Source organism: Vibrio sp. TRT 21S02 (genome assembly GCF_050113675.1).
Taxonomy (GTDB): domain Bacteria; phylum Pseudomonadota; class Gammaproteobacteria; order Enterobacterales; family Vibrionaceae; genus Vibrio.
The window spans coordinates 289003-306436 of the sequence record NZ_JBNJOI010000004.1 but is presented as its reverse complement, the minus strand read 5'-3'; the positions used below and the strand labels follow the sequence as shown (position 1 = coordinate 306436).

Annotated in this window: 15 protein-coding genes; 14 read left to right on the top strand and 1 reads right to left on the bottom strand. The window is 43.7% G+C overall.

What is annotated here, in order from left to right:
• The first annotated feature begins 1 nt into the window (after position 1).
• Positions 2–1696, top strand: a complete 1695-nt coding sequence (locus ACQEXU_RS07410) for a response regulator (RefSeq protein ID WP_427010283.1) — start codon at positions 2–4, stop codon at positions 1694–1696.
• Here ACQEXU_RS07410 and pabB read toward each other — a convergent pair.
• Entirely contained in the window at positions 1693–3081 is a 1389-nt protein-coding gene (gene pabB / locus ACQEXU_RS07405) for an aminodeoxychorismate synthase component 1 (RefSeq protein WP_427010282.1), read from the bottom strand. The two genes, ACQEXU_RS07410 and pabB, sit on opposite strands and share 4 nt — an antisense overlap.
• 243 nt (positions 3082–3324) lie before the next feature.
• Here pabB and ACQEXU_RS07400 point away from each other — a divergent pair, with 243 nt between their 5' ends.
• The 13 genes from ACQEXU_RS07400 to ACQEXU_RS07340 all read left to right on the top strand — a co-directional run bounded on the left by ACQEXU_RS07400 (position 3325) and on the right by ACQEXU_RS07340 (position 17361).
• Positions 3325–4848: a fumarate hydratase gene (locus tag ACQEXU_RS07400; RefSeq protein ID WP_427010281.1), complete on the top strand. Its 1524-nt coding sequence runs from the start codon at positions 3325–3327 to the stop codon at positions 4846–4848.
• Positions 4849–4979: 131 nt separating this feature from the next.
• Positions 4980–5165: a hypothetical protein gene (locus tag ACQEXU_RS07395; RefSeq protein WP_367988771.1), complete on the top strand. Its 186-nt coding sequence runs from the start codon at positions 4980–4982 to the stop codon at positions 5163–5165.
• Positions 5166–5276: 111 nt separating this feature from the next.
• Entirely contained in the window at positions 5277–6653 is a 1377-nt protein-coding gene (locus ACQEXU_RS07390) for a YcjX family protein (protein WP_427010280.1), read from the top strand.
• A complete protein-coding gene (locus ACQEXU_RS07385; RefSeq protein ID WP_427010279.1) occupies positions 6650–7675 on the top strand; it encodes a YcjF family protein in 1026 nt (341 codons plus the stop codon). Before ACQEXU_RS07390 ends, ACQEXU_RS07385 begins: the two co-directional genes overlap by 4 nt.
• 100 nt (positions 7676–7775) lie before the next feature.
• Positions 7776–9320: a transcriptional regulator TyrR gene (gene tyrR / locus ACQEXU_RS07380; protein WP_427010278.1), complete on the top strand. Its 1545-nt coding sequence runs from the start codon at positions 7776–7778 to the stop codon at positions 9318–9320.
• Positions 9320–9901, top strand: a complete 582-nt coding sequence (gene rimJ, locus ACQEXU_RS07375) for a ribosomal protein S5-alanine N-acetyltransferase (RefSeq protein WP_427010277.1) — start codon at positions 9320–9322, stop codon at positions 9899–9901. The genes tyrR and rimJ overlap by 1 nt, the downstream gene beginning before the upstream one ends.
• A 2-nt stretch (positions 9902–9903) precedes the next feature.
• The gene (locus ACQEXU_RS07370; RefSeq protein ID WP_427010276.1) at positions 9904–10488 is read left to right on the top strand and encodes an HD domain-containing protein; all 585 of its coding nucleotides are present in this window, start codon (positions 9904–9906) and stop codon (positions 10486–10488) included.
• 14 nt (positions 10489–10502) lie between these two features.
• Positions 10503–10976, top strand: a complete 474-nt coding sequence (locus ACQEXU_RS07365; RefSeq protein ID WP_367988777.1) for a DUF2947 domain-containing protein — start codon at positions 10503–10505, stop codon at positions 10974–10976.
• Between the two features lie 801 nt (positions 10977–11777).
• Entirely contained in the window at positions 11778–12374 is a 597-nt protein-coding gene (locus ACQEXU_RS07360) for a GTP cyclohydrolase II (protein ID WP_427010275.1), read from the top strand.
• Positions 12375–12535: 161 nt separating this feature from the next.
• On the top strand, positions 12536–13801 hold the full coding sequence (locus tag ACQEXU_RS07355; RefSeq protein WP_427010274.1) for an imelysin family protein: 1266 nt from the start codon (positions 12536–12538) through the stop codon (positions 13799–13801).
• A gap of 83 nt (positions 13802–13884) precedes the next feature.
• Positions 13885–15273, top strand: coding sequence for a di-heme oxidoredictase family protein (locus ACQEXU_RS07350; RefSeq protein ID WP_427010273.1), 1389 nt, complete (start codon positions 13885–13887; stop codon positions 15271–15273).
• Positions 15274–15281: 8 nt separating this feature from the next.
• Entirely contained in the window at positions 15282–16292 is a 1011-nt protein-coding gene (locus ACQEXU_RS07345; protein WP_427010272.1) for an imelysin family protein, read from the top strand.
• Positions 16273–17361, top strand: coding sequence for a DUF1513 domain-containing protein (locus tag ACQEXU_RS07340; protein ID WP_427010271.1), 1089 nt, complete (start codon positions 16273–16275; stop codon positions 17359–17361). Before ACQEXU_RS07345 ends, ACQEXU_RS07340 begins: the two co-directional genes overlap by 20 nt.
• Positions 17362–17434 lie beyond the last annotated feature (73 nt).

Below are 17434 nucleotides of genomic sequence, written 5' to 3'. Positions count from 1 at the left end.
GATGAATAGAGAGCAGCTTCTAGAGCGTAAGCTTATTCGGGAAAGTGCCATTCGAAAAGAAGCGGAACGGCTCTTAGAAGAGAAAAGTCTTGAACTTTATCAGTTGAATCAGAAGCTGCAAGTCGCGCTGAGCCAACTAGAAAAGCAATCCAAACATGATCTGCGTAAATTGGAATTTGAGGCTCGTATTGATGAGGTGTTGATCGATTTTGGCCGAGCATTTCTAAATCGAACGTTAGATGATGGATTAATTTCCAGCTTTTTGCACCGCTTAACAGACAATTCGGTCATTATGAACTGTTATCTGGAGCTTGATAGTGAATTGTTGGAATCGGCAGTGGAACACCGGTTTGGCGATCAGACTCTCAGTAATAAAGAACCTAAAGAGTCACGATTTGTTTGGGATGGTGAGATCCTTCAACTGAGCATTGAACTTGAACATGAACAAGTCGGTTATATTGTGTTCGATTTGCTGGTTGGCGATATTGAAAAAGACTTTATCGCGAATCAAATGTCGTTGGTCAAAGACTTATTTTGTAGTGCTGTGAGCCGCCAGTTAATGCACAGTAAGTCGCGCCGTGCACAATTAAGGGCGGAAGAATCTGAAAAGGCAACAAAAGAGTTTGTTGCGATGATCAATCACGAACTGAGGACACCTTTAAACGGCTTACTGGGTAGCGCAGAATTACTTGCTGATACAGAGCTGACTCTAGAGCAGAGCAGTTTGCTGGGTAACCTTACCAATTCCGGCGAGCTGCTCAGACACATTATCAACGACTTGCTTGATTTCAGCAAAATGAATGCAGGCATGATGGAATTGGTCAACAAACCGTTTGGTCGAGATGAATTGACTGAGACGCTAACCAGTATCTTTAAACCAAAAGCTCAAGAGAAAAATATTGGCTTCACGATTCAGATGTCACAACAGATACCAGAATACCTTGTTGGTGATTTTGAACGTATATGTCAAATATCAGTAAACCTTGTGGGCAACGCAATCAAGTTCACCTCATCAGGTGCGGTTCGAGTGAATATAGATTGGCGAGATGAAGCCATGCATATCGAAGTGATTGATACCGGTCCGGGTATAGAGAATGACCTACACGAAGCACTTTTCGATCCTTTCATACAAGCGGACAGAACGGCCAAACGCCGTTTTGAAGGGACAGGGCTGGGTCTTGCGATTTGTAAAAACCTCGCTTTATTGATGCAAGGTGACATTGGTTTTTTTAGCACTGTTGGAAAGGGGAGCCAGTTTTACGTGAGTCTACCATTGGAAGAAGCTGAAGCGCCGTTACAAAGTGTAGTTTCGGGTGATGAAGAATTAACAAGCTTTGAAGCGCTCTCTATTTTAGTGGTTGATGACATTCGGATGAATCAAATCATCATTAATCAAATGCTGAAGAAATTAGAGGTGGTACCGCAAACAGCCAATAACGGAATAGAAGCGATAAAGCTAGTTGAAGCTGTTCACTATGACATCGTATTTATGGATTGTCGGATGCCTGAAATGGATGGGTTTGAAGCAACACATCATCTGAGAGAGCAAGGTTATCAACTGCCAATTATTGCTCTAACTGCAGGAACCACGTTAGAGGAACGCCAGCGGTGCATAGAATGTGGTATGAATGACATTCTCACCAAACCATACACCGCCAATGACTTAAGAATGATGTTAGCTAAGTGGAGCCCTTAATCTGTTACAAGAACAGGTAAAATTCGACTCAACTTATCTAATGTTTCTTGGTATTCAGAATCACACTGACTATCGGCCACAATGCCACCACCGGCCCAAGCGTATAGTTGCCCTTTTTCTGCAACGAGTGTTCGTATCGTAATACTGGTATCCATCTGACCATGACGTGATATGTAGCCAATACTGCCACAATAAGCATTACGTCGATGAGGCTCTAATTCTTCAATGATAGCCATTGCCCGAACTTTCGGAGCACCAGTGATGGACCCGCCCGGAAAACTGGCTCTGAGTAGATCTGTTGCATGGTAGCCTTCGTCCAACTCTGCGCGAATAGTACTGACTAGATGGTGCACGGCCGGGAAACTTTCAATATCAAATAATTTTGGAACATGAACTGTCCCCGGTTTGGCTACTCGGCCGATATCGTTACGAAGGAGGTCGACAATCATTAAGTTTTCTGCCTGATCTTTTTCTGCATGCGCCAAATCGTAAGCATTGGCTCTATCTATTGCCGCATCTTCAGAGCGGGGACGAGTACCTTTGATCGGCTTCGTTTCAATCACGCGATCATTGAGTTGTAAAAAACGTTCAGGGGAAACGCTGATAATGGCGCTTTCCTCTGTTCTGATAAACGCAGAAAATGGTGCTTGGTTTCCTTTTTCTAATCGTTGATACGCTTCCCACTCACTGCCTCGATAACTGGCATTAAAACGCTGGGCTAAGTTAATTTGGTAACAATCTCCTGACAATAAATAATCTTGAACGCGACCGAATTTATCTGAGTATTGCGCTTTCTCCATATTCGATTGCCAAGTCGTTGTCAGCTTGAAGCTTGGTTGATTCGTGCTTTTTTGCGCGTTTAACCATGCCATTTTTTCTTCGGGATTTTGGCCTACCACGAATGCTTTTCGCTCTTTGTGGTCAACGATCAACGCCCAATCATAGAGTCCTACTGCCATCTCTGGAGTCGAGATATCTTGCTGAGCGATGGTCGGAATCGTTTCTACGCTCCGCCCTAAGTCATAGGAAAAATACCCTAAAGCCCCGCCAATAAATGGCAAAGGTTCATCTATGGAAATATCAGGTAAATACTGTTGTTGCGCGTTGTGTAGGACGGAGAATGGGTCTTCGCTACTTTCGAATGTTTCGCTTGGACCAGTGACAGTCGTGACACCACTGCGAGTAACGACATGGGCGATGGGTTGAGCGACCAAGATATCGTATCGGCTATCGATGTGGCTTTGGGATGCTGAACGCAGCAACATGGCCCATGGTTGCTGTTCAATCGTAGAGAAAAATTGGTTAGCAAGGTCGGCTTGATAACTTAGAGGCTTGATTTCAATACCAATTGAGTTGTTGTTATTCATTTGTTTAATTTGTGACAAAGAGATCGTTGGAGAAATAGCGCGTTGTAGAAAGCAAGAGTATCATAGTCATGAGCTCGCTCACGATGCTTATTTTGTAAAAAGCGCATCATCTAAGCTCAATACTATAAGACAAATAAAAAATACTTACTTAATGTGTCACCAACTGATTTGGTATTCACAATATAAATATCGACAACTCGCTCAACAAATACCGATAATTAAGTAAGTTGAAATGGAAGCATAACAATAACGAGGCATGCAATGACGGTAATTCGCGCGCAAGATGTCATCAGTAGTGTTGCTGATGCGCTTCAGTACATCTCTTATTATCACCCAATGGATTTTATCCAAGCCCTAGAAAAAGCCTATAACCGTGAGGAAAGCCAGGCAGCAAAGGATGCCATTGCGCAGATCTTGATTAACTCACGAATGTCCGCAGAAGGACACCGACCGATATGTCAGGATACCGGTATTGTCACATGCTTCGTCAATATAGGAATGGGAGTGAAGTGGGATTCCACCGAACTTACCGTTCAACAAATGGTTGATGAAGGCGTTCGTCAAGCCTACACCAATCCAGATAACCCGCTACGTGCCTCAGTACTCATGGATCCAGCGGGTAAACGCATCAACACCAAAGACAATACTCCAGCCGTTGTGCACATCAACATGGTGCCGGGTGATAACGTAGAAATTCAAATTGCAGCGAAAGGCGGCGGCAGCGAAAACAAAACCAAGATGGTGATGTTAAACCCATCTGATGATATTGCAGAGTGGGTAGAAAAAACATTGCCAACAATGGGAGCTGGTTGGTGTCCACCAGGCATGTTGGGTATTGGTATTGGTGGTACAGCGGAAAAAGCGGCGGTACTGGCAAAAGAATCGTTGATGGAACACATTGATATTCAAGAGCTGATAGACCGTGGCCCACAAAATGCGGAAGAAGAACTTCGACTTGATATCTTCAATCGTGTGAACAAACTTGGCATTGGCGCGCAAGGTTTAGGTGGTTTAACAACGGTTGTTGACGTGAAGATCAAAACTGCGCCGACCCATGCAGCTTCGAAACCGGTGTGCCTAATTCCAAACTGTGCGGCCACACGTCACGTTCACTTCACATTAGATGGCACTGGTCCAGCAGACCTTCAACCACCTAAGTTAGAAGAGTGGCCAGAGATCACATGGGAAGCGGGAGAAAATACACGTCGTGTTAATCTTGATACGGTAACTAAAGAAGACGTGGAACAATGGAAAACTGGTGAAACGGTGCTTCTTTCTGGCAAAATCCTGACAGGTCGTGATGCTGCGCATAAACGCATTCAAGGTATGCTACAAAGTGGTGAAGGCTTACCAGAAGGTGTAGACCTAAAAGGTAAGTTTATTTATTACGTTGGACCCGTTGATGCAGTGGGTGATGAAGTGGTGGGCCCAGCAGGCCCGACAACATCTACGCGCATGGACAAATTTACCGATATGATGCTTGAAGAAACTGGCATTATGGGCATGATTGGTAAAGCGGAGCGTGGCCCAGCAACGGTTGAGTCAATTAAAAAGCATAAAGCGGTTTACTTAATGGCGGTTGGTGGTGCTGCATACTTAGTGGCTAAAGCGATTAAGAAAGCACGCGTTGTCGCTTTTGAAGACTTGGGTATGGAAGCGATTTATGAATTTGAAGTCGAAGACATGCCAGTTACGGTCGCTGTTGACTCTCAAGGTGCGAATGCCCATCAAATTGGTCCAGATACATGGAAAGTTAAGATTGCAGAAATGGATTCGCAGTCTTAAATATGAGATCATAAAAAAGTGTTGATTTCTATAGCGAAGAATTGACAAAAGTGCAGCGAATGCTGCACTTTTTAGTTATACAATATCGCTCATCAGAGTTTGCTCGAAATAATCATATATCAGGAGAGCTCATGCCTCGTTTTATTCAAATTTTACAAATTATTCTTGCCGTGGTTGTCGGTAGTTTCGTGGGATACGACTTAGTGCTTCACGGTATTAGTATTTTTGACGAGAAGTACATCACTATCACGTGTGTGCTTTGGGTTCTGCTTGAGATTGCCCTGTTTGTTATCTACAAACTGATTGAAGACGATTAGAAAGTAACCATTTTAAGACTAAGCCTCTGATTTTTATCAGAGGCTTTTTTGTTCATCTCTGATTAAGATTGTATTTAGTATTATTCGGGCTGATTAACAAAGAGAGACTCAATGAAAAGAATTAAACAAGAAGTCAGTGATTTTATCAGTCGCGGTATGGATTCTCATGTGCGTATTGCGGTAACCGGCTTATCTCGTGCAGGTAAGACGGCATTCATTACGTCGTTAGTCAACCAACTATTGCATACGTCGACGCATGAAAACTTACCATTATTGGTTGCAGCACGCGATAAACGGTTAGTTGGCGCAAAGCGTGTACCCCAGAGTAATATGATGGTCCCGCGTTTTGCCTATGATGAGGCAATGCACCAATTACATATGACGCCTCCCATGTGGCCTGAGCCAACGCGAGACGTGAGTGAAATTCGCTTAGCTATCAAGTATCGACCTAAAAAGACGACGAAAAAATTACTCAGTAGCACAGCCACCCTGAACCTCGATATTATTGATTATCCGGGAGAGTGGTTACTGGATCTTCCATTACTTAACATGGATTTTCACCAGTGGTCTCAAACGCAGTTTGATGCCCTCAAAGGGCTACGTGGAGAGTTATCTAAAGAGTGGGTTGAGCTGCTTGCGCAATTGGATCTCAATGCCGAACTGAATGAAAAGCAACTTGAACAGGTCGCTCAGGTTTACACCGATTACCTTCATCAGTGTAAAGCTGAGGGTTTGCATTGGGTTCAGCCGGGGCGCTTTGTTCTTCCCGGTGAACTAGAAGGGGCACCTGTCCTTCAGTTTTTCCCGTGCCAGTTCGATCAAGAGCAGAAAATCGAACGTAACTCAAATTTGGCCATGTTGAAAAAGCGGTATGAGGAATACCAACAGAAAGTGGTAAAGGCGTTTTATAAACACCACTTTGCAACGTTTGATCGCCAAATTGTACTGGTTGACTGCTTGCAGCCTTTAAATGCGGGGCACGAGTCATTCAATGATATGAAGATGGCACTTGAACAGTTGATGCATAGTTTCCGATACGGCAAAAGCAACATCCTAAAACGGTTGTTTTCTCCGAGAATCGATAAGATTCTTTTTGCTGCCACTAAAGCAGACCATGTCACGCCGGAGCAGCATTCAAACCTTGCTTCACTATTACAACAGATGGTGCATCCTGCATGGCAGACTGCTGCGTATGAAAACATCGAAATGAGCTGTATGAGCATGGCTTCTGTGAAGGCTACTGAATCCGGTTTTATCACACGTGACAGTGTCTCTATTCCAGCACTTCAAGGGGTAGCGTTAACTGGTGAGCCACTCACCGTATTTCCAGGAGAAGTGCCTAAGCAACTACCGAATCAATCTTATTGGCAGAGTAACGGGTTTGAATTTACGGCGTTTAGGCCGATGCCACAAAGTGATCAGGCACCTTTGGCTCACATCCGTATGGATAAAGCATTGCAATACTTGATTGGAGATAAATTGAGATGAGTGAATTAAAACAAAAGCAGATCTTCAATCAAGATTTGAAAGGAAAAGATCCTCAACCAGAACTGACGGCTCAACAGCAGTTTTCTGAGCAAGAAACCTTTGTTCCTACTCAGACTGGCGTTGAAACAGAACACGAAACTGAACGCCAATTAGAACGCATTATTCGTCCTAAACGTGGCCGAAAATGGTTGGCAAGTGGCTTGCTTATATCGTTTGCCGGTTTAGTTGGCTTACAAGCAGTCGACACAGTGGTTACTGCTTTTCAAACCAATGATTGGCTAACTATCGGTTGGGCAGGCTTTATGGCGGCCATTGCAAGCCTTGGTATTGGCGCACTTGGCCGTGAATTATGGAAACTTCGTACATTACGCAATCACTTTAGTGTGCAAGAGCAAAGTGAAGCGCTGATTGACGCAGATGGCGTTGGCAAGGGCAAAGCATTTTGCCAAGAGGTTGCCAAGCAAAGTGGTATATTGCCGGAATCACCAGCGTATGATCGCTGGTTGAACAGCATTGATCCAGCCCATAGTGATGCTGAAGTATTGGATATGTACGATGCGATGGTGATTGCAGAGCAAGATAAGCAAGCAACCGCTATTGTTACGCGTCATGCGACGGAGTCGGCAGCGCTGGTCGCAATTAGCCCGCTTGCTATTGCAGACATGCTGCTTGTGGCTTGGCGCAATTTTAAGATGATCGATAACCTTGCTAAAGTATATGGTATCGAACTGGGTTACTGGTCACGCTTGCAACTCTTTAAAAGTACGCTGATTAATATGGCAGCGGCAGGTGCAAGTGATTTGGCAGTTGATGTCGGCATGGACTTAATGTCGATGGATCTAGCTGGCAAAGTATCAGTGAGAGCAGGGCAGGGAATAGGGATAGGAATTCTAACCGCACGCCTAGGCATCAAAGCGATATCACTGCTGCGTCCAATTCCTTGGCAGAAAGAAAGGTCTGTTAAGTTAGGCGCGGTACGCAAAGAAATTGTTGCTAAAATCGCCGCTATCGCTATGAAATAGTGTGATTGTGAAGCAAGTGATATCAGGTTGCTTGACGCCAATTCAGCCTTGCGCGAAACTACTGTCAACATTTCCTGACACCTTAAACTAGGAATTTTCAGTGCGTCTAGAAGTTTTCTGTGAAGACAGACTCGGGCTGACTCGTGAGCTGCTTGATATTCTTGCTTCAAAAAATATTGATCTTAGAGGTATCGAAATCGATATTTCAGGGATTATTTACCTGAACTGTCCTGATATCGACTTTGATACGTTCAGTGAACTCATGGCTGAAATTCGCCGAATCTCAGGTGTTAATGATGTTCGTAAAATACAGTTTATGCCAATTGAGCGTCACAATACTGAACTGATCTCTTTGCTAAACAACCTGCCTGAGCCTGTTCTTGCGATAGATCTCAAAGGTCATGTTGATATGGCGAATCACGCCGCGCTGAACTTATTCAATCACGATGAAGGTGAGATGATTGGTATGCCTGTTGCGAGCTTGCTACCCACATTCAACTTTTCTAAATGGTCAGAAGGTAAGAGTACTCGTCAGCGAGATACTATTGTGATCAATGGCTTGGACTATGTAATGGAGATGACGCCTGTCTACATTACGGACGAATCCAATGAATCCGTATTAGCAAGTACGGTGATGATCATTCGCTCCGCTCAGGAAAAACCAGTATTCAATGATTCGCTTCCGCTACAAAATAACCTTGGTTTTGAGCATTTTGTCGGTGTTTCAAATCGTCATAAAGCGCTGATCACTCAAGCGAAAAAACTGGCGATGCTTGAGCAACCTTTGTTAATTCAAGGTGAAACAGGCACTGGTAAAGAGATGCTTGCGCGTGCTTGCCACAATCGTTCACACCGAGCATCAGAACCTTTTCTTGTTTTAAGTTGTGCATCGATGCCAGATGACGTAGCGGAAACAGAATTGTTTGGTCATGCTCCTGGCTCGTTTAATCACCAACAGGGTCACAAAGGGATATTTGAGCAAGCAAATGGCGGTACTGTTTTTCTTGATGAAATTGGCGAGATGAGTCCGCATCTACAAATTAAGCTATTACGCTTGTTGCAAGACGGCACCTTTCGTCGAGTGGGTGAAGAGCACGAAATGCATGTCGATGTACGAGTGATAGCTTCAACGCGCCATAATTTAGCTGTATTGGCCGAATCTGGTACTTTCCGTGAAGACTTATTCTATCGCTTAAATGTGCTTACTTTAGCCATTCCAGCGCTGCGAGACAGAACGAATGATATTGGTCCATTGCTGGATTTGTTTATCTTGAAATACATCAAGCAACTGGATATTGCCAAACCTAAAGTGGATGAACATTTAGCGGATCAACTCGCTAACTATCAATGGCCGGGTAACATGCGCCAGTTAGAAAACATGGTGCTTAGGGCATTAACTGAACTTGATTGTGACACATTAACGATTGACTTGTTCCATTTGCCTCAAATGGACAGCAGTTCATCTAGCATACCAACGCTAAACATTGATGGCTCTCTTGATGAGATCATGAAAGATTATGAATCACAAGTATTAGAGCGACTATACCAGTCTTTCCCTTCGAGTCGAAAACTGGCGAAACGTCTCAACGTTTCTCATACCTCAATTGCTAACAAACTTCGTGAATACGGAATCAGAAAAAGTTAATGGAACGAGTAAGTACGCCTTGTCAGGTTTATGAAACGGAAGGCAATGTGGTGCTGCGAACGGCCGAGCCGACGGATGCAGCGATGATTGTTGAATATTTTAATCAAAACCGTGAACACTTAAAGGAGTGGGAACCCACACGTGAAGAGGCATTTTTTACGTTGGAAGGTTGGACACGAAAGCTGATCAAATTGAATGAACTTCATCGAATTGGCTTAGGTTTTTACTTACTTATCCTCGATAAAGAAAGCGGCGCAATGCAGGGCACCATTTCTTTTAGTAGTTTATCGCGCTTTCCACTCCATGCTTGTAATGTTGGCTATTCACTGGCCAAAACAGCGCAAGGGAAAGGGGTGATGACTACCGCTCTTCGGCTTGCCGTGAATTACATGTTTTCGATACAGAACATGCACCGTATCATGGCAAGCTATATGCCCCGAAATAAACGAAGTGAAGCCGTCTTGAGTCGCGCTGGTTTTATGCAAGAAGGATTTGCGAAAGATTACTTGCTGATAAACGGCAAATGGGAAGACCACAACTTGACGGCCATCATTAACCCTGACTGGAAAGAGGAGGGTTAAGTGTGACGAGATTAGAACAACAACTTGCATTGGTGATTGAACTTGATCAGTTGAAGTCTGTTTTACGTCGTACACGCGTGAAAAGTGCTGATGAAAGACTTGAAAATAGCGCTGAGCATAGCTGGCATGTCGCGTTAATGGCGCTATTGATGGAAGAACATGCCAACGAGCCAGTTGATATTGCGCGCGTGGTTAAGATGTTGCTTCTGCACGATATTGTCGAAATCGATGCTGGAGACACCTTTGTTTATGATGCGCAGGCATCCTTAGAACAGGAAGCGAAAGAGCTTGCGGCAGCAGAACGTTTATTTGGTATGCTTCCACCGGATCAAGCGGCGGAATTAAAATCAATTTGGTGTGAGTTTGAGCAGGCTAAAAGTGCAGATGCTCGTTTCGCAAAGGCTCTCGATCGCATTATTCCAATGCTACTAAATTATCATAATCATGGGCGTAGTTGGCGTGAAAACAATGTGACCGCAAAACAAGCCCTGACCATAAATCGGAGGATTGATGATGGTTCTCACGCGTTATGGCAAAAAGCACAACAGTTAATCAATGAAGCGAGCGACAAAGGCTGGCTGAAGTAATTTAAGGATACTAAATGTCTTATTTACCTTTGGATGAATACCAAAGAAAATGGATTTTTACCCACCAATCAATGCCTGTGCCTGATGCTGACTTATCGTCGATCAAACCTATGTCTCAGGCAAGAGCTGCACAGTTATGGAAGGAAAATATCAGTGCACAAAGTCCAGATGCAGAGCGCATGAGTTCAAGTGACTGGCCGATGAAGGCAAGTAATTGGTCAGAAACTGTGGATTGGATGGATGCTTGGGAATCAGACGATGACACTCTCCCTGAAAGCATTTCTGCTCATATTGATTGGCAAGATGATGTCACCGTTTATTTTTGCTACGAAAAGTACAATGTCATCGAAACTAAGTGGTCAGTATTTAAAAAGCATTGGAAAAACTTCTTATTCTATGATGATGGCCCTATTTTGATTGGTCGAAGACGAACGCAGGCTTTGTGGTTTGATTCAAATGGGCAAGTAAAACTAGGAAACCGTGAATAGAAAGAGAGCAGCTTAATCAAGCTGCTTTTTTTATTTACATGTATACCTTTGCCAATGTTTAATTATATTTTTTCTGAGATATGAAAATAGAAGAATAGAATTTAAGGCGCTTTTGGTCAGAATAAGTGATTAAATTTTAATCTAAGATCCAAGCACTTAAATGATCTCTGATTTGATCTTAAAGATCCTCATAAAATAAAAAGAAATCCATCGTTCATTCGTAAATATAGTGTGATTGTTATTCCACAAACTGTATTTTCTTGTGCAATATTTATGCAAAAAGGTATCATTTTTAAGAGTAAGGTAAATTTTATGTCATTTAAGGGAAAGCAGTGGACACATTGATATCGCAATTAAAAAGAGACTTTTATGCGCAGATTAGCTCACTGCAAGCTTATACACTGCCAAATTCGAAGCCAACATTATCCTTGCTCACGGATGAAGAGTTAAGAGAGTTGGAAAATGTTTGGGTTGAGCTTTCGGTTTGGAAGAAGAACCAAACCCATTAATGGTGTGATCAAATAACCTTTCATTCTCCTGCATTTATCTATGCACTAAGCTTCTGAGACCTCAGTTTGTTTGATACAAACTGAGGTTTTTTATTGCCTCAAAAAATAATTGTTATAATATAACAATTGCTAGGGAGGCATTGAATTTCGTATTGATAGTCCCCATAGTTAGGACGTAGAAACCATTTACATGGCCAAGTGACCTCAGGATGTTAACACTTTCCAACTAGCATCATGAGATGACCTGGTTATTAAATGGAAAAATGAAAAGAAAGATTCAAGTGAGTAGAGCATGGCGGAAGTAAGAGCCAGGGTTGATTTTAAAGTCGGTGCCCAAAGTAATATTGATGCAGAATTACTGTCATTTAATGATCTAAAGACAGAAAAAGAACACGTCGCAGTTATCTTTAAGCAAGCAGACAAAGCGGAAAACATTCCCCTAGTGCGAATGCATTCAGAGTGTTTAACCGGCGATGTTTTTCATTCCTCTCGCTGTGATTGCGGTGAGCAACTTGAAGAAACCATCAATCGTATGGGGCAGTGTGGTGGAATCATTCTTTATCTTCGCCAAGAAGGGCGAGGTATTGGACTTTACAATAAAATCGATGCTTATCATTTGCAAAGCCAAGGTTTAAATACTTACGAAGCAAATAATCACTTAGGTTTTGGTGATGACTTACGTGACTTTTCTGAAGCTGCACAAATGCTACAAGCGTTGGGTGTCAATCGTATTCGTTTGGTGACAAATAACCCTAAAAAGGTGAAAGAGCTTCAAGAGAATGGCATCGTCATAGAAGAGGTTGTAAATACCTCAGCGCATTTGAAAGAAGGAAACGAAAGTTACCTGCAAGCAAAAGTCTCTCATGGGAAACATAATCTGAAACTTTAAAACATCATCGTATTGTTTGTTGATAAAAGCCTCACTTTTGTGAGGCTTTTTTCGTATTAAGGTTGCATTAAAATTGTAAATTTGTATGATCGCGAAACTAAAAGTGCAAATGATAATAATTAGCACTACCAATATAATTAAGCTCAACAAGGATGCTTTTCATGAAAGTTAAATCTCTTCTCTCGCGATCAATTGTAACGGCGATGGTTGTTGCAAGTAGTTCATCTTTTGCCACGGAAGTGACAAAAGAACAAGTGGTTGAACACTATGCAGATCTCGCTCATGCGGTCTATGCAGATGCATTAACGACGGCAAAAACACTTGATGCGTCCATCGAATCATTTCTAGCAGCGCCTTCTGCTGCAAAGCTAGAGCAAGTTAAGCAAGCATGGCTAGACTCTCGCGTACCTTACCAACAATCTGAAGTCTTCCGTTTTGGTAACGCGATCGTTGATGATTGGGAAGGGCAGTTGAATGCATGGCCGTTAGATGAAGGTTTAATTGATTACGTCGCTAAAGATTATTACCAACATGAATTAGGTAACGAAGGTGCGAATGCAAACATTATCGCAAACCAGAAACTCGTGATTGGTGGCTCTACCCTTGATGTCACAAAAATTACCCCAGAGCTTATTGCGGATTTAAATGAAGTTGGTGGTTCTGAAGCCAACGTGGCTTCTGGTTACCATGCCATTGAGTTTTTGCTTTGGGGGCAAGATCTGAACGGTACTAATGCAGGCGCAGGTCAACGTGGTTATACCGATTTTGTTGTTGGTAAAGGCTGTACTAATGGTAATTGTGACCGCCGTGGTGAATATCTAAAAGCAGCAGCCGATCTGCTTGTTCAAGATCTAGAGTGGATGGAGAAGCAATGGTCAGCTGAGACAAAAGGTAATTACCGTGAAGAGTTACTTAGCGCAAGCGCTGAAAATGGCCTTCGTAAAATGCTGTTTGGTATGGGGTCTCTGTCACTAGGTGAATTGGCTGGTGAGCGTATGAAAGTGGCGTTAGAAGCCAATTCAACAGAAGATGAGCACGATTGTTTCTCAGACAATACGCACAATTCACACTATTACAACGAGCAGGGGATCTACAACGTTTACACCGGTAGCTATACCCGTGCAGACGGCTCGCAATTATCAGGACCGAGTATCGCAGACTTGGTAGCGCAAAAAGATAAATCAGCAGCTAAAGGTATTCAAAAGCAGTTCGATGTGACGCGCACTCAAGTGGGGCAGCTAGTTAATGCTGCTGAGAAAGAGAATCAATATTTTGACCAATTGATCGCTGTCGGAAATGACAAAGGTCATGCTCTAGTTAACGAAACCATTATGGCACTCGTTGCTCAAACCGCTTCTATTGAACAAGCAGCAAAAATCGTGGGTATCGACAGTTTGAACCCGGATACCGCTGACCACGAGTTCTAATCAAAAAGACCTTACTGTCTCTGGGCTCCTCGTGAGCCCTTTGCTGTTTGTGAGCAAAACAAATATAACAAGAGAATGTCGCAATGAAGAAGTTGAGTTCCCCTTTATTACTTGCCCTTTTGACCGCTTCAACGACCGTGTCCGGCTATGAAGTAAAATCTGGTGGAAATACGACGGTTAAAAAGGAAGGGCCAAATGCCTTCTCGCTACCGTCGGCGAATTTGCCAATGAGCAAGCGGTTAGATTTTAGTGTCGGAAATAGTTTTTTCCGCAACCCTTGGGTTCAGGCTCCGGCTTCGACCGATGCCAGAGATGGGCTAGGACCGCTGTTTAACACTAATGGTTGTCAAAACTGCCACATTAAAGATGGGCGTGGGCATCCACCTGAAGAAAATGATCTCCATGCTGTATCGATGTTAGTTCGCTTAAGTATTCCTGCGATGACACCTGAACAAAAGAAAGCATTCATTGTGGATGGGGTGATCCCAGAACCAACTTATGGCGGCCAATTACAAGACTTTGCTCTACAAGATCAAACACCAGAAGGCACCGTTAGCATTAAATACAGTGATGTGCCTGTAACGTTTGCCGATGGCACTGTGGTGACATTGAGAAAACCACATTTAACCATCACAAATCTAGGTTATGGTCCAATGCATCCGGATACTCAGTTTTCGGCGCGTGTGGCTCCGCCAATGATTGGTTTAGGTCTTCTAGAAAGTATCCCTGTTCAAACGCTACAAAACTGGGCGGATGAAAATGACAGTGATGGCGATGGTATTTCAGGTAAGTTAAATCGTGTTTGGGATGTTCAAACGAAAGATTTTTCTATTGGCCGATTTGGTTGGAAAGCAGGACAGCCGACATTGATGCAGCAAAATGCCGCCGCATTTAATGGCGATGTTGGCTTAACCAGCCGCTTGTTCCCTAATGAAAACTGCACCGCTAAACAGTCGATCTGTGATGAGTTACCGAATGGTGGTTCGCCAGAAGTGAGTGACAAGATCCTGAAATTCGTCGAGTTCTATTCTCAACATCTTGCGGTGCCATCGAGACGTAATATGGACGATCCTCAAGTTCAATTTGGGCAAAAACTATTCTCTCAATCTGGTTGTGAAAGCTGCCACAAAACAAGTGTCACCACAGCAAAACGTGAAGATCTTCCTGCCTTGTCTGAACAGCGAATTCACCCTTATACCGACTTGCTCCTTCATGATATGGGGCCGGGTTTGGCTGATGAGCGTCCAGAATATTTGGCAAATGGTCAGGAGTGGCGTACGGCTCCTCTTTGGGGACTTGGTTACACGCAAGAAGTCAATGGTCACACTTACTTCCTTCATGATGGACGAGCGCGCAACGTATTGGAAGCAGTCTTATGGCACGGAGGTGAGGCGGAAGCGGCAAAGCAGAAAGTTCTTAAGTTTAACCAAAAAGAACGTGATGCCTTGGTTGCCTTTCTTAACTCATTGTAAAGGATAAGATGATGATGAAATTGATGTCCTCAATGGCGCTATTGAGCGCCGCAGTGATGAGTGCGCAAAGTCACGCAAATGTTCATAGTAGCCATCAAGTTTATTTGGTTGAGCAACAGGCAGCGCAGACCTTTTCAAGTAAAACTGAAGTTTTGGCCTCCGTGTTCGCCGATTTTTGTGCAACAGAAAGAAGCGATAGTGCACCAGTTACTCAAGCTTGGCATCAAGCGATGTTGAGTTGGATGGCTCTGCAAGGCCAAGAGCGAGGGCCTGTTGCTGCGTTAGAGCAGAGCTGGAATATCCAGTTTTGGCCCGATAAGAAAAATACGACAGGGAGAAAAATGGCGGCGTTGATCCGTCAAGATCGAGAATGGCTTCCTGACGATATTTCACAGCAAAGCGTGACAGTGCAAGGGCTCGGAGCTATCGAGTGGTTACTGTATGATCCGGCGTCTGATTTACAAGCCAATTCCAAAACTTGCAAAACAGGGACAGTGATTGCGCAGAATTTGCAAAATAACGCGAAAGCCATTGCTTTGGCATGGAAAGAAAATCCATGGCAAGCACTTGATCAGGCTGGATGGTATGCAGAATACATTGCACTGTTATCAAATCAACTCGATTACAGCATGAAAAAGCTCAGCCGACCAATGGCTAAGATCGGAAAGCCACGCCCTTATTTCTCGGAGTCTTGGCGTTCACAAACGTCACTATCTAACCTTAAATCTAACGTTGTGGCGATGGAAAAGTTGTATCTGGCCAACGGAAAAGGATTGGATGCCACTTTACGTGCTCGAGGCAAAATACAGCTTGCAGATAGCATTAAAACGCAGTTCGCAACTGTCCTCGAAACTTGGCCGTCGCAGAGTAGCTTATTTGGCCTACTGAAAAGTAAACCGGGATATCAAACCGTGATGGCACAGTTCAACAAACTTGAACAGCTTAACTACTTGATTCATGAAGAAGTGGCTATCGAACTTGGTGTAGTAATAGGATTTAATGCAACCGATGGTGACTGATTCAACACGAAGAATGCTGTTAAAGGCAGCCCTTTTTGGGGCAGCCGCTCCGGCGTTTTCTCTTCATGCTCAAAATAATGAACAAAGCAAAACGGCGGCCTTAATCGGATGCGCTATTCGCGGCCGCGACAAATTCTCTGCTGTGGTGGCCGATCAATTCGGTTGGCCGATACGGGAGGTTGCTTTACCTTCGCGCGGACATGGTGTCGCCATTAATAGTAAGCGACATCATGCTGTCGCTTTTGCCCGCCGTCCCGGTGTTTATTTTTTAGTTTTTGATTATCAAAATGGTGAGACGATTCACCTTGCGGCAGCAACGAAAAACCGTCACTATTATGGGCATGGCGTTTATTCTAATGATGGAAAATGGCTGTATGTCACAGAGGGTGAACGAGGAACCAGCCGAGGGATCATCGGTGTTTATGATGTGGCAACTGGATACAACAAAGTCGAAGAATTTACTGACTTTGGGATTGGCCCTCATGAAGTGATTGTGATGCCAGATGATTCACTGGCGATTGGTGTTGGTGGTGTTCATACCAATGGAAGAGAGCCATTAAACATTGACACGATGCAGCCTAGTTTAAGCTACTTAAATCATGAAGGGGTACTGCAGGATCAAGTTTCTCTTGAGGACCGCCATTTGAGTATTCGTCATTTGGCGCACGATGGTGCAGACACGGTGTTATGTGGTCAGCAATATCGTGGTGAGCCGGATGAATACCCTTCTTTATTGGCGATGCATACGAAAGGTCAGCCTATGATGCCGCTAGAAGCAGAGCCGGAAGAGTGGGCTAGGTTTAACCACTACATCGCCAGTATTGCCGCGACAAACGAGTGGATTTTAGCGACTTCGCCAAGAGGAAATTGTTACGGCATTTGGTCGAAACAAACCCGCCAATTGATAGAGCTTGCGGCTCTACCTGATGCATCAGGGGTCGTGGTTCAGGACGAGAGCTTTCGTATCAGCTCTGGAGCTGGCAGTGTCGTGACTCAATTTGAACCCAAAGTAAAACAATTACTTAATACCGGCACCCATTGGGATAATCACTGGTCTGCGATCGTTTGACGTTTCTCATAACTAAGACACTTTAATGCTATATAACGTTGCCTTAATTTAGACCTTTGCCATACTTTCGGAG

Excerpts from the sequence above, each read along its gene's own strand:
- ACQEXU_RS07410 (WP_427010283.1), top strand. The coding sequence starts at position 2 with ATGAATAGAGAGCAGCTTCTAGAGCGTAAGCTTATTCGGGAAAGTGCC.
- ACQEXU_RS07400 (WP_427010281.1), top strand. The coding sequence starts at position 3,325 with ATGACGGTAATTCGCGCGCAAGATGTCATCAGTAGTGTTGCTGATGCG.
- ACQEXU_RS07395 (WP_367988771.1), top strand. The coding sequence starts at position 4,980 with ATGCCTCGTTTTATTCAAATTTTACAAATTATTCTTGCCGTGGTTGTC.
- ACQEXU_RS07390 (WP_427010280.1), top strand. The coding sequence starts at position 5,277 with ATGAAAAGAATTAAACAAGAAGTCAGTGATTTTATCAGTCGCGGTATG.
- ACQEXU_RS07385 (WP_427010279.1), top strand. The coding sequence starts at position 6,650 with ATGAGTGAATTAAAACAAAAGCAGATCTTCAATCAAGATTTGAAAGGA.
- rimJ (WP_427010277.1), top strand. The coding sequence starts at position 9,320 with ATGGAACGAGTAAGTACGCCTTGTCAGGTTTATGAAACGGAAGGCAAT.
- ACQEXU_RS07365 (WP_367988777.1), top strand. The coding sequence starts at position 10,503 with ATGTCTTATTTACCTTTGGATGAATACCAAAGAAAATGGATTTTTACC.
- ACQEXU_RS07360 (WP_427010275.1), top strand. The coding sequence starts at position 11,778 with ATGGCGGAAGTAAGAGCCAGGGTTGATTTTAAAGTCGGTGCCCAAAGT.
- ACQEXU_RS07355 (WP_427010274.1), top strand. The coding sequence starts at position 12,536 with ATGAAAGTTAAATCTCTTCTCTCGCGATCAATTGTAACGGCGATGGTT.
- ACQEXU_RS07350 (WP_427010273.1), top strand. The coding sequence starts at position 13,885 with ATGAAGAAGTTGAGTTCCCCTTTATTACTTGCCCTTTTGACCGCTTCA.
- ACQEXU_RS07345 (WP_427010272.1), top strand. The coding sequence starts at position 15,282 with ATGATGATGAAATTGATGTCCTCAATGGCGCTATTGAGCGCCGCAGTG.
- ACQEXU_RS07340 (WP_427010271.1), top strand. The coding sequence starts at position 16,273 with ATGCAACCGATGGTGACTGATTCAACACGAAGAATGCTGTTAAAGGCA.